8 protein-coding genes are annotated in these 13,352 nt (G+C 65.6%); 5 read left to right on the top strand and 3 right to left on the bottom strand.

From position 1 onward, the window contains the following. Positions 1-55: 55 nt before the first annotated feature. Positions 56-4,774, bottom strand: coding sequence for an RHS repeat-associated core domain-containing protein (locus ACVCMB_RS14780; RefSeq protein WP_447105516.1), 4,719 nt, complete (start codon positions 4,772-4,774; stop codon positions 56-58). Between the two features lie 372 nt (positions 4,775-5,146). Between ACVCMB_RS14780 and ACVCMB_RS14785 the strand changes: the two genes are divergently transcribed. From ACVCMB_RS14785 to ACVCMB_RS14805, 5 genes are all read left to right on the top strand, one after another. Further along, positions 5,147-6,508 (top strand): tryptophan--tRNA ligase, encoded by a 1,362-nt coding sequence (locus ACVCMB_RS14785; protein ID WP_447105517.1) that lies wholly within the window; start codon positions 5,147-5,149, stop codon positions 6,506-6,508. A gap of 57 nt (positions 6,509-6,565) precedes the next feature. Then, positions 6,566-6,889 carry a hypothetical protein gene (locus tag ACVCMB_RS14790; protein ID WP_447097345.1) on the top strand — a complete coding sequence of 108 codons (324 nt, stop codon included), beginning with the start codon at positions 6,566-6,568 and terminating at the stop codon, positions 6,887-6,889. A gap of 162 nt (positions 6,890-7,051) precedes the next feature. Continuing rightward, positions 7,052-9,280 (top strand): DUF5916 domain-containing protein, encoded by a 2,229-nt coding sequence (locus tag ACVCMB_RS14795; RefSeq protein WP_447105518.1) that lies wholly within the window; start codon positions 7,052-7,054, stop codon positions 9,278-9,280. 79 nt (positions 9,281-9,359) lie between these two features. Beyond that, positions 9,360-9,878: a YgjP-like metallopeptidase domain-containing protein gene (locus tag ACVCMB_RS14800; protein WP_447105519.1), complete on the top strand. Its 519-nt coding sequence runs from the start codon at positions 9,360-9,362 to the stop codon at positions 9,876-9,878. 2 nt (positions 9,879-9,880) lie between these two features. Continuing rightward, a complete protein-coding gene (locus tag ACVCMB_RS14805) occupies positions 9,881-10,525 on the top strand; it encodes a DUF6348 family protein (RefSeq protein ID WP_447101510.1) in 645 nt (214 codons plus the stop codon). Positions 10,526-10,613: 88 nt separating this feature from the next. On the opposite strand, the gene ACVCMB_RS14810 is transcribed toward ACVCMB_RS14805, so the two are convergent. Beyond that, positions 10,614-11,387: a DUF2306 domain-containing protein gene (locus ACVCMB_RS14810; RefSeq protein WP_447097342.1), complete on the bottom strand. Its 774-nt coding sequence runs from the start codon at positions 11,385-11,387 to the stop codon at positions 10,614-10,616. Positions 11,388-11,859: 472 nt separating this feature from the next. Continuing rightward, positions 11,860-13,260 carry a dihydrolipoamide acetyltransferase family protein gene (locus tag ACVCMB_RS14815; RefSeq protein ID WP_447105520.1) on the bottom strand — a complete coding sequence of 467 codons (1,401 nt, stop codon included), beginning with the start codon at positions 13,258-13,260 and terminating at the stop codon, positions 11,860-11,862. Positions 13,261-13,352 lie beyond the last annotated feature (92 nt).

A 13,352-nucleotide genomic window follows, 5' to 3' on the forward strand; every position in this document is an offset into this window, starting at 1 on the left:
ATGCCGCCGACCATGGCCACCGTTACTTTATATAGGATGCGAGCCAGGGCGGGCTCTAGATTTTAGGCGGTGGCGGTGGCGGTGGCGGTGGCGGCTCGGGCGGTGGCGGACGGATACGTATGAGCGTCCCTGTTCTAGGCGGTGGCGGCAAAGGCGGTCCCACCTGCTTGGGTTTTTGGTTGCCTTTCTGCAAATCAAGGAGTAGCTGTCTGATCTCATCTAGTTTTTGCCGTTTTTCCACGTATGTGGCATCCGGCTCATATCTTTGACCAGTCATGCTAGGATGCCCGCAAGGAGCGAATAGAGACAGCCCGCCACAGACGATCTGCTTACCTATTTCGCTGGGGTTAAGCTTGACAGCTCGTAATGCAATCGCTACAGGCTTAGTTGACGCGAAGCCTGCCGCAGTAAGAATGATGGAACCCTGAAATTTTACAAAATCTTTTGCATCTCTGTGAGTCATTTCTGCAACTTGTTCTGCCGTCGCACAATTACCTGCTTGGTGGCAATCTTTGTATATCTGAAGCGTCGAACCAAAACCGGTATAGACCTGACGACCGTCTTGATCAATATTTACAACGGGATTATTATTCGCGTACCCATATCGGTTGAAGTTGTAGGTATTGCCCGCATTTGGCCCCACCGGGTCCGCACTAAGAAACCTCCCCGTCCCCGGATCGTAATGCCGCGCCTGCATGTAGGTGAGCCCGGTTTCTGGGTCATTCACATGCCCGGTAAACCCCGGTTCGTTGAGCGATGGCCCGGTGAATGCGCTCCCCCAAGGCCGGTAGCTGTAGCGTTGGGTAATGTTGCCGACGGCATCGGCTTCGCGGGCGGTGCTGCCCAAGCGATCGGTCAAAGTGTAGATGACGCCCGTGCCGTGGCGGGCGATCAGCTTCTCTCCTAGATAGAGATAGTCGGTACCTTGGCTGGTCCCGGCATCGTAGGTATACACCAGCTTGCCGCTGGCGCTGTAGAAGCTGTATTTGGGCGAGCCGCCCGGCAGCGTGCGCCGCACACGCCGTCCATTGGCGTCGTAGGCGTAGCTGGCCACGCCAGGGATCGCGACGAGTTGATTCAGCGCATCGAAGGCGTAGGTGGTGGTGGCGCTGCCGTAAGTCATGCCGATGCGGTTGCCGCGGGCATCGTTCTGATAGGAGGCGAAGAGGCTTGCGCCAACCGTGGAGTTGGCCAGCCGGTTGGTGCTGTCCACGTTGAAGCTCAGGCTGCTACCGTTGGTCACCCTACTGCGCAGATTATTGAGCACGTCGTAGGCGTAGCTTTCGTTGCCCCACGCCTGCGGTGCGCTGGCTGACGTGAGCCGATTGGAGGCGTCGTAACCATATGTGGCGGAGTCGCGCCCATCGATCAGGTCGGTGATGGTGCCCAGATTGCCATTGGCGTCGTAGCTGAAGTCCTGGCTGTAAAGCAGCGTGCCAGCCCTGGCGTAGGTGAGGCTGGATGGAAGCTGGCGCGCGTTGCGTTCAAGCAGGCGGACGATCCCGTCGCCAAGCGTGTAGCTCTCCACGCTGTTGTCTGGAAAATATCCGATGTTGCTGGCGTATGCACCCACTTGGCGCGGCCGGCCGAGTGCGTCGGGCGAATAGTCGACGATGCGGCCATCGGGATAGGTCCTCCACGCCAGATGGCCATTGGCGTCGTATCGTTCGCCGATGCTCCAGTGGTGGCCGTCCACGTCCACGAAGCGCGCCGTCGGCAGATTGCGCCGGTTGTAGGTGGTGCTGGCGCCCATCTGCGTGGTGCCATCGGTCAAGCGATTGCCGTTGGCGTCATAGGTGAAGCTGTGGCTGTCGGTGCCCGCGGGCGTGGTGACCGTCTTGAGGCGGTTCAAGGCATCGTGGCTGTAACTGCTCTTGCCGGCTACGGCCACTTGCTCCTGGCCGCAGCCAGTGCCAGTGATGGTCAGCCCGCTGGCGCTCCAGATCAGATTGTCCGCCGCGTCGTAGGCCATGACTGTGCTGCCGCTTTCCGGCTCCCACGAGCGACACAGCCGATGACCGTTGTCGTAGACGAAGTTCTTGGTCAGCGACGCGGTGTAGCCGCCAAAGCTGCCCGATTGCGCGAGGTTGAGCGGCTTGCCGAAGGCGTCGCGGCCGATCGTCTGGGTAATGCCGGTGGGGGCGTCGATACGTACCGGCCAGTCGGTGGTGGGCTGGCCGAAAGCCATGTAGCTCGTCGTGGTGGCGTTGCCCTTGGGATCGGTAACTTGGGTCTTGAACCCGGACAAGTACGCCGTCGTGGTGGTCAGGATGCCAAGTTCCGAGTCCTGTTGAGCCTTCGTTGCCCGACCCAGTGCGTCGTAGCTGGCAACTACACCCGGAATGGTTGCAGACGCATAGCTCGCCAGATTGCTGATGGGATATGAAGTGAAAACCTTCCGTCCCGTGGCGTCGTAACGTTGCACGGTCTGGCTGAGCGTGCCGGCTTTGTTGGCACTGTCATATTGCTCGGTGACCAGCGGGCGCCACATCCCGTCGAAGTAGGTCACCGCGTAGCCGTTGCCCGTATGGACGATCCGTTTCCAATGGCCGCCCGGAATCCCGTACTCACTCCCGCTTACTGGCGCAAAGGACAATAGCGTGGAATTCCATGCCACCTCGTCACCGGTCGGATAGGCGACGCCGGCAAGCCGACCCATGGCGTCGTAGGTGTAGTTTGTAGTGGATCCATTTCCGTCCTTGACCCAAGTGATCCACCCCGCATCGTTGACTGCCGCCGATTCGCTGCTTCCGTCAGGGTGCCCGATCACCTGGGGGATGCCTCTTTTCCAGCTCGATGCCATCGTCACATGGTTGTTGCCGTCCTTGACCGTGGCCAGCGTGCCGTCGCTGTTCCATGTCACCGTCTGCTTCAACTCGCCGAAAGCGGAATAGGTCAGCGGGAGCGCAGTGGTGGGATCGAAGGTCATCGATGAGACGGTCGTGCCGTTGATCGTGTGCTGGGCCACCTGGTTCAAAACCCACTTGCCGGTATTGTCGTAGTACGTCGTTTGGTTGACCCTGCTGTATCCAAGAGTGCTGGATTCGGTTTGGTTGGTATCGCGTGCGTACGCATCGAAGGTATTGGTCGTGGTGGTGAACGTCGTTCCGTCCTGGGTGATGACCGTGCTGATCCTGGGTCGGATACGAGCCGTCAGTGGATCAGCCACGGCGCCCAGCACGTGGCCATACTGGGGGTAGAACGATTGAGTGGCTGCCGCCGCTTCGGACAGGTATTGGTTGACCTCGGAACGGATCACGCTGCCATCGGCACGCAACGTATCCGTTTGCAGCAGGCGTCCGTCATTGAGCCAGTACACCATGCCGAAGCGGTAGCGTTGCTGGGTGCCGTCCGGATCGGTGACCGTAGTGGTCTTGTCCTGTTTGCACGTGGTGCATGGGTAACTGGCCGGCTCGGTGTGCTTGCCCCACAGATGTTGCAGGGTGCCGCCGTAGTCGTAGTCGTAGTGCCACGTGCCGCTTGGCATGCCCGGCCCGGCCAGCGTTTTCTGGGTAAGGCTCATGACGTCGAAGAAATAAGGTACGAGCAGTTTGTATGTGGGCTGTTCGAACGGTCCGAGCGGTGCCGAAATTTGCTCGCACTCTGATGCGTGAACGCCACTGCGGTAATGCCGATGGTTCTCGAAGGTAAAGGTGGCCGTCGCTCCACCGGGATGGGTCGCTGAAACAGTGAAAGCACCGTCTACCATCGCCGGGAGACCTTGGCACCAAGGCGCCACCAGACTCTCGTACGGTGGCGGCGATGGCGGCATGAGCGAGCCGGTATAGGCGTATTGCCAGCGGCTGGCGTCGGGTCGTACGACTCCGGTGAGGTTGCCTGACGCGTCGTACTGGTATTGCCAGATGCGGCCATGGCTTGTGGCCGACGACAGCCGCCCATTGCTGTAGGCCGCCGTGATCTCCCGCCCGTCGCTGGCCCAGATGCGCGTCGGATGGCCGTTGGCGTCGTATTGAAACTGCACGGTATTGCCGAACCGATCCTCGATCTTGCTGGCCAGCAAGTAGTACCGATTGCGCGCCAGGTAAACCATGGCGGGTTGCACATCGGGGTCCATCACGCTCATGACGAGCGACTTGGACAGTTTCGCCGCAGTGCGGGTTGTTCCGACGTCAAAGTAGTAGCGCACCCCGGCAGTCGTGGTCATCCGGAATCCTTCGCCGGCAAGCCCACTTTTCATCGGTATGCAGTCGAAGACATCGCGTTCCGTGGTAGTCAGGCGATAGGGGCCACCACTGGACGGCACAGGAACGGCTGCGTCCAACCCCAGTGCCGTGGTGTCGCCTCGACCGGGCAGGTGGATGGCGATACCTTGCCAGGCTTCGCCGCGGGAGAAAGCCATGTTAGGCCCGAACGCCAAACCGGGAACGCTTCCCTGGGAGCAACGTTGCGCGCTCCAGCCAGTCGACGTCGGGTAGGTCGCGGCCATCAACGGCACATCGACATCCCAATTGCCCGTGCCTCGAAGCAGAGAGTCGTAGGGCTGGATATCGTCCTGCGGTTGCAGCTCAATGGCCAACGTGCGGGCAAGTTGCACAGGCAAGCCGAAATTGCCCGGCACGTCGATATCGGTGACGGAAAACGACGTCGAGCCATTTGAAAGGCTGACATGTTCGCCCGCAAAGCCGTTCTCTAACGCTGAAATTTGCTGAGTGGCCTTGATGCGCTTGGCATATTCGACCCATGTCGGAATGCCGCCTCCGCTGTCCAGTGCGAACGCCCTCGGCGCGGCACACAGCGGCACCAGCAAAACCATCAGACAAAATGCCACTCGCGTGGCAAACCCTTGCGGTAGCCGCATCGTGTTCCGAGCCATGCTTCCCCCTTTTCCCTGTGCCGCTTCGGCGGAAATCCCTCGTGCACAGGCCTTGCGTAGCCTTGCGCGGCGCGTGGTACGGCGTGTTCGCTCTCAATACTCGCCGCAAGTTCATGCGTCAAGGGGTTGCTGGCGGCAAGCTTTCGCCGTTGATGCAAGATCATGCATGAGGAGACGCATTGACCGCTCCCATGAGGCTGTGCAGGAGCTGCATAGTGGGCGCGCTCGTTGCCTGCCGGCGTGCTACCAGCCCCGCGGTTCAATCCGCGCGGTCCGATGTCGTAGACTGGCGTTTTCCTTGCGCGGCGCAGCATGAACACCCGAGTCCTTACCGGCATCACCACCACCGGCACGCCGCATCTGGGCAACTACGTGGGCGCGATCCGCCCCTCGGTCGAGGCCAGCCGACGGGCGGACGTGGATGCGTTTTTCTTCATGGCCGATTACCACGCCCTGATCAAGAGCGATGACGCGGCGCGGATCGAGCGGTCGCGGCTGGAGATCGCGGCGAGCTGGCTGGCGGCGGGGCTCGATCCGGCGCGGGTGACGTTCTATCGGCAATCGGACATCCCGGAAATCCCCGAGCTGACCTGGTTCCTGACCTGCATCGCGTCCAAGGGCATGCTCAACCGCGCGCACGCATACAAGGCGGCGGTGGACAAGAACGCCGCGGCAGGCGAGGACGCCGACGCCGGCATCACCGCCGGCCTGTACATGTATCCGGTGCTGATGGCGGCCGACATCCTGGCGTTCGATGCGCACCAGGTGCCGGTGGGGCGCGACCAGATCCAGCACATCGAGATGGCGCGCGATCTCGGCCAGCGTTTCAACCATCTGCATGGCCGCGAGTTCTTCGTGCTGCCCGAGGCGCTGATCGAGGAGCAGGTGGCCACGCTGCCGGGGCTCGACGGGCGCAAGATGTCCAAGAGCTACGACAACACGATCCCGCTGTTCGCCGGCGGCAGCAAGGCGCTGCGCGAGGCGATCATGCGCATCGTCACCGACTCGCGTGCGCCGGGCGAGCCGAAGGATCCGGACGACTGCGCGCTGTTCACCATCTTCCGCGCCTTTGCCAGCGAGACCGAAACGGCGGCATTCCGCCGCGCGTTGGAGGAGGGGCTCGGCTGGGGCGAAGCCAAGCAGGTGCTGTACGAGCGCATCGAAACCGACGTGGCGCCGATGCGCGAGCGCTACGACACGTTGATGGCCGACCCGGCCGCGATCGAGGTGATCCTGCAGGAAGGCGCGCGCAAGGCGCGGGCGATCGCCACGCCGAAAGTGGCCGGCCTGCGCGAGGTGCTGGGTTTGCGTGCGATGCGCACGGCTGGCGCAGCGGCGGGCCCGGCGCGACCGGCGAAAGTGCAGCGCGTCGCGCGGCTGGCCAGTTTTCGTGACGACGACGGCCACTTTCGTTTCCGCCTGTTCTCGGCCGAGGGCGAGGAGCTGCTGCTGTCGGTGCCGTTCGCCGACCCCAAGGCGGCGGGTGCAAGCCAGAAGCGCCTGAAGCAGTTGGGCGCCACCGCGGCCGTGGTGCAGGTGCGCGGCGCGAATCTGGTGCTGGAGATCGATGGCGAGGCCGTGGCGAGCACGCCGGATTATCCGGACGAAGCCGCGCGCGAGCAGGCGCTGACGCGCCTGCGGCTCGCGCTGGACCAGCTCGCGACGCAGGATTGAATGGCCGCGGTGCTCTCGCCGTTCCGACTCGCCGCCGCGCCCTGAAAGGAGATATCCGTGCGTTACCTGTCCATCCTGTTGCTGGCCCCCTGGCTGCTGGTGCTGTGCGTGATCTACTGGATCTGGCCGCGCAGCCTGCCGCGAACGGCGGGCCGGCGCACGTTCGACGTGCTGGTGCTGCTGCTGGCCGGCATCGCCACCGCGCTTGCCGCGCTTGCCGGTTTCGATTCGGCCGTGCTGCCGGAGCCGGGCGAATTCGGCCCGGTCAGCGGGTCGATCTGGCAGCAGGTGCTGCCCGCGTTGTGGGGCTACGGCGCATTTGCCGCGGTGATCGTGCCGGCGCTGGTGCTGCGCCAGTGGTGGTGGGGGCGCAAGCGCTGATCGTGTCCCGGCGCGGCGCGGGCCGCGCCCGCGTCATGCCCTTTGCATGACCAATGGCCGTCGAGGAATTCAAACCTTCGCGGCAAGCTGTGCATCTACCCCATGCCGAGCGCGCCGGTTCCACTGCGCCGCGCGGCATTCTCTCCCCGTGGATTCCCCGACATGCGCCTTGCATGCCTGTTGTTCCTGACCCTGGCCGCGGCCTCGGCGCCGGCGCTCGCCGTCGAGATTGACGGTCACATCCAGCCGGCCGAGTGGGCCGGCGCACGACACATCACCGATTTTCGCCAGACCCAGCCGCTCAACGGCCAGCCCGGCACGCTGCATACCGAGGCCTGGGTGCTGGCGACGCCGGAGGGGCTGGCGGTGGCGTTCCGCTGCGACCAGCCACCGGAGGTGCCGCGCACGCGCCAGCGCGTGCAGCGCGATTTCGACGACCAGGTGGACCGCGTCAACGTGATGGTCGACTTCAACGGCGACGGGCGCACCGGCTACGATTTCGTGGTCAGCTCGACCAACGGCATCAACGATGCGGTGATCACCAACGAGAGCCGGTTCAACAAGGATTGGGACGGCAGCTGGCAGCACGCGGTGAGCGAAGATGCGGCCGGCTGGAGCGTGGAGATCCTGATCCCCTGGTACACCGCGCCGATGCATGCGGCGAAGGACGGCCAGCGCACGCTCGGCATCTATCTCGATCGCGTCACCGGCTCCACCGGCGAACGCGACGCATGGCCGGTGGCCAGCTTCATGCGCCCGCGCTTCCTGTCCGAGTTCGAGCGGATCGGGGTGCCGCAGTACCACCAGTCGCTGTTTGCGATCACGCCGTATGCGTCGGGCCTGTACGACAACGTGCGCGGCCGCAGCCATTTCCAGCAGGGCGCCGACATCCTGTGGAAACCGAACGGCCAGTTCCAGCTGACCGCGGCGTTGAACCCGGATTTCGGCCAGGTCGAGAGCGACGACCTGGTGGTCAACTTCGGCGCCACCGAAACCTACGTCAGCGACAAGCGCCCGTTCTTCACCGAGAACCAGGGCATCTTCGATTTCAGCCTGCTCGACGACAACAGCCAGCTGGTCTACACGCGCCGCGTCGGTGGTCCTTCGGACGATGGCATGGGCGCGGCGGACATCGACGCCGCGGTGAAGCTCAACGGCAGCGTCGGCACCACCAGCTACGGCGTGCTGGCCGCCGACGAGGACGGTCAGGCCGGGCGCTTCTTCGGGGCCGCGCGGGTGACCCACGACTTCGGCACGCAGAGCCTGGGCATGCTGCTGACCCGCGTCGACCGGCCATGGCTGGATCGCGAGGCGACCGTGCTCGGCGTCGATCACCACTGGCAGCCCACCGCGCAGCTGACCATCGCCACCAACGTGGTGGCCAGCGACATCCTGCAATCGGGAACGCACACGCGCGACAGCGGCGGCACCGTCATCGCCGACCTGGAAATGGGCGACGGCTGGCGCCAGCAATGGCTGGGCATGCACTTCGGCGACCGGCTGCAGGTCAACGATTTCGGCTACCTCGAACGCAACAATTTCAACTACGCCCACTGGGAGGTGCGCAAGCGCTACGCCTCGCTGCCGGCGGACTCGGCCTACAGCTCGCACGACTGGCATTTTCGCATCGACGCGCTGGACAACGACCACGGCCTGCGCCTGCGGCGGCAATTGCGCATCCGCCGCACCAGCACGTTGCGCGACGGCACCACCGAGGATGCACAGCTCAACGTCAACACGGCCGGCTGGGACGACTTGCTGACGCGCGGGCATGGCGCGCTGTTCCTGCCGCCGTCGCTGGATTTCTTCTACGAGCGCATCAGTCCGCGCCACGGCGACTGGGCGTTCAAGCTGGATGCGGAGGTTTTCACCGGCGGCCTCGGCGGCAACCGGCAGGCCGCCTTCGACATCGAGTTCGTGCCCACCTACTTCATCAACGACGCCTTCAGCGTGTACGCCGGGCCGTCCTGGCAGCGCATTCCGGACTGGCTGGTCTGGCAGCACGACAACCTGATCGGCCGCTTCGACCAGCACACGCTGCAACTCGATGCCGGTTTCGACTGGGCCATCGACCCGCGCCAGGAACTGCGCGTGAAGCTGCAGGCGATCGGCCTGGACGCGCGCCTGCGCGGCGGCTACCGCGTCGGCGCCAGCGGCCGCGCCGAGGCCAGCGACGAGCCGATCGACGACTTCAACGTGCGCAACCTCGGCCTGCAGATCCGCTACCGCTACGAGCTGGCTCCGCTGTCCTACCTGTACGTGGTCTACGGCCGCGGCGGTTACGCGATGGATGGCCTGGCGCGCCACACGGGCGATGTCCTCGGCAACAGCTTTGCATTGCGCGACGACGAGCAACTGCTGGTCAAGCTGAGTTACCGCTTCGACATGTAGCGGCGTGCGTCGTCGCATCCGCGCGACTTTCCGTGGGCGCTCCACCCGGATCGAGGCGGCGCAGTGCGAGAATGGCCGCATGGTCGCGCTCAAGTATCTCCAGGCATATCCCGCCACGCTGCAGGACAAGGTGCGCGCGCTGATCGCGCAGGAGCGCCTGGGCGAGCACCTGGCCAAGCGTTACCCGGCGCGCCACGACGTGCAGAGCGACAAGGCGCTGTATGCCTACGTGGCTGCCTTGAAACAGCAGCACATGAAGAATGCACCCGGCATCGACAAGGTGCTGTACGACGCCAGGCTCGACGTGCTGCGCAACGCGCTCGGCCTGCACACCGCGGTCTCGCGCGTGCAGGGCGGGCGGCTCAAGGCGAAAAAGGAGATCCGCGTGGCCAGCCTGTTCAAGGCCGCCGCGCCGGAGTTCCTGCAGATGATCGTGGTGCACGAACTGGCGCACCTGAAAGAGATGGAGCACAACAAGGCGTTCTACCAGCTGTGCACGCACATGTTGCCGGACTACCATCAGCGGGAGTTCGACCTGCGTGTCTACCTGACCTGGCGCGAGCTGCCGTCGAACGACACCACCCCCTCGCAGGCATGACGATGGACAGCGCAGCGTTGCAGAAATACCTGTTGCAGTTGTTCGAGCGCCACGACGTCGAGCTGGAAGCGGACGAGGACGGCTGGCTGGTCACCGACGGCGATTTTCCGGCGATCCGCGCTGCCTGGCATGCGGGTGCGGCGGGCGAGCCCGGCCGGCTCGACGTCGACGTGGTGCTGAGCGAGGAGCGCTATATCGAGGAGAGCTTCGCCGGAGCGGGCGGCGGCGACACCGGTTGCCGAGACGCGCTGCGCGCGTTCGAGCACGATGCGTTCCATCCGCTGCTGGCCGCGTGCTGGTACGTCACCGACGACCGCCGCATGCGCATTGCCGCGTGGGAGATCGGCGTGCGCACGTGGGACGTGTTCATCGGCCCGTTCAGTGCACGCGGCGCGGATGCCGCCAGCATGCCCACCGAGGCGCTGGCGTCGATCGAGGCGGCATTGAAGCGCGAAGCGCTCAGCCCCGAACTGCACTGGGTGCGCCTCGTGCACAGCCATGCCGCGGATGGCGATTCGCGCTGCGAGGCACTGCTCGACAACGAGCTGTGGACCGCCGGCACGCTGGCGCTCGCCAGCGTCGCATGGCCACAAGCCGGCGACTACAGCGCGCGCTGTTTCCTGTTGCTGGACGTGCGCGATTATTGAACGGGCGCCACCCGCCGGGCACGCGCGAAGTCTTCCGGTTCGGGTGGTGAATCCCTGGCGGGCATGGCGCAGCGATAGCAAGCTGGCGCTACCGCAGATGCGGCAGCCACAGCATCATCGACGCGGCGAAGATGCCGGCCGCCGTCAGTAGCGTCGCGGCAAACAGGCTCGCGGCCATGGCCGTGCGTCCGCGCGACCCGCCTCGGTCCTGCGCGTGGAAGTAGAGCTGGAGCACGGCCAGCGGCAGCAGGTACTGGGCGAACGCGAGGGTGGTGAGCGCTGGCCCGGTGAACGTCTCCGGGTCGAAACCCGCCGGCCCCTGGTTCAGCAATATCCAGAACGTGAGGCCGATGCGGAAGAACCACACGCCGCTCACCGCCAGGAACAGGCGCAGCGCCCAGCGCCGATGCAGTGCGAAGCGACGGTCCATGGCGTGGCGCAACGCCATCGCCGCGCACAACAGGATCAGGATCGCGTTGATGCTGATCGCGACGTGCTGCCACGGGCCGCCCACCTTGGTTCCCGTCCATACCATCGCCAAGCCGCCCACGCCCATCACGAACGCCGAGGCGAGATAGATGCGTCCGTTCCAGCGATGGAAACGCGGGAACCGCCGCCGCACGCCCGTCGCCAACTGAAGCAGGCCGCCGATGGTGATCAGCGCCGCGAAAGCCAGGTGCGCGGCCACCGCGGCGTTGTGCAGCGGATCTCCCGCCACGTGGGCGCGTGGAAAGATCCGGTTCCAGGCGTCGAATTGGCCGAGCAGCGCGGTGCGGCCGTAAAAGCCGAACAGGTACGCGACGAAGATCAGCTGGCCCAGTCCGGCCACCACGAACCAGCCCGTCGCCGCGGCCTGCAGCACGGATTTTCCGTGCGCAGGTGGTCGCGCGCCAGCGAAGGCCGCCGCCGGTGAATTGCGTATCCGTGGATCGGAGGCGCAAAGGCTGTCGCTGGCAGGCGTCGTCGCGTCGGGCGGAGGAGTCATCGGGCCGGTTCCGGAGTGCATTGCCCGGCAGTGTTGCCAGTGGCGGCACTGCCGGGAACACGTCAGGCGACGGACGGCGGTTTGAGGTTGCCGAGGCACGGCGGGAGACGACGGCGTGCGCTGCCGCCGACCGGTTTCCCCGCGCGCCGGCCTGCGCGCCCGAAGTCGGAGGGCAGCGCCTCGACTTCCTCGCCCTCAAGTGCGAACGGATCTGGATCGGGTACGGCGGTACTGCGCGTCGCCGGTAGCGCGGGATGTTGTCCGGGAACGGGCGGGCCGTGCCCGGCCCGCGAGAGTGAAAGAAACAGGGCGCCCGCGGGCGCCCTGTTTTCCGCCGGGGGTCGCCCGCTCAGTTCGGCAGGGACAGATCGTCCAGCAGCGCCTTGAGGAAGCGGGCTGCTTCGCCGCCGGTGGCGGCGCGGTGGTCGAAGGTCAGGCTGATCGGCATGCGCCGGTGCACTTCGATGCCGCCCATCACCGCCACCACGTCGTGGCCGAGCTTGCCGGCGCCGATGATGGCGACGGTCGGCGGCACCACGACGGGCGTGGCGTAGCGGCCGGCGAACATGCCGAAGTTGCTCAGGCTGATGGTGTAGCCGGACAACTCGGAGGCGGGGATGGTGCGGTCCTCGACCTGCGTGCGCAGGCGCTTGATCGCGGTGCGGATGCCGGCCGCGTCGAGCATGTCGGCGTTGCGCAACGCCGGTACGAACAGGCCGTCGTCGGTGTCCACCGCGATGCCGATGTCCACCTGCGGGTGCAGCGTGCGGGTGAGGTTCTTGCCGTCGAACCACGCGTTCAGCGCCGGCACCGTCTTGCACGCGGCGACGATCGCGCGGATCAGGCGCGCGGTGATGTCCTGCTTGCCGATCCAGGCGTGCAGGTCGGCGTCGTCGACCAGGGTGGTCGGCACGACCTGCGCGTGGGCGTCGGCCATCACGCGGGCCATGTTGCGACGCACGCCCTTCAACTGTTCCGGCTGGCCGCTGGCGGTGACGCTCGGCGGCGCGGTGCGCACCGGCTTGCCGGCCAGCGAGACGGGGCCGCGCTGCGGCTCCGGCTGCGGCAGCTCGGGCGCCAGGTGGCGACCGGCGGAGGCGGGTACGGCGCGGGCCGGTGCGGCGCCGAGTGCTGCCGAGCCATTCGCGGCGGCGTCCTTGACGTCGTTCATGGTGACCACGCCGTCGGCGCCGCTGGGGCGCACGCGGGTCAGGTCGACCTTGAGCTTCTTCGCCAGTGCGCGCACCGCCGGCACGGCCTTCACGCCGCCGATGCTGGCGGCCTGCTCGACGTGCACGGTGTTGCCGCTGACCATCGCGCCAACCACGGTGCCTTCGTCCTCGCGCTCCTTGCCGGTCTGCGCGATCTCGCCGCCTTCGTCCGAGGCGATCACCTGGTCGTCGGCGTCGTTCGGGTTCGGCGTGGGCGTGCCGGCGCCGGCGGCCGGCTTTTTCGGGCCGTGGTGGTGGCCGGTGGCTTCGGCTTCGGCGCGCTGCTTGGCGTTCGGATCGGGCTCGAACTCGGCCAGCGCGGCACCGGTCTCGATGATGTCGCCCGGTGCGCCGTGCAGCCTGGTGACCTTGCCGGTGTACGGCGAGGGCACGTCGACGACCGCCTTGGCGGTTTCCATCGAACACAGCGGCGCGTCGAGCTTGATGGTGTCGCCCACCTTCACGTGCCATTCGACCACGGTCGCGTCGGGCAGGCCTTCGCCGAGGTCGGGGAGGTAGAACGTCTTGATGTCAGCCATTGGTTTTTCCGGGAATAGGGAATAGGGAATGGGGAATCGGAAGAGCGGGCGGGCATCGCACCTTGGCTTTGCCCATTCCCCATTCTCTATTC

Source organism: Rhodanobacter sp. UC4443_H10 (assembly GCF_052978325.1).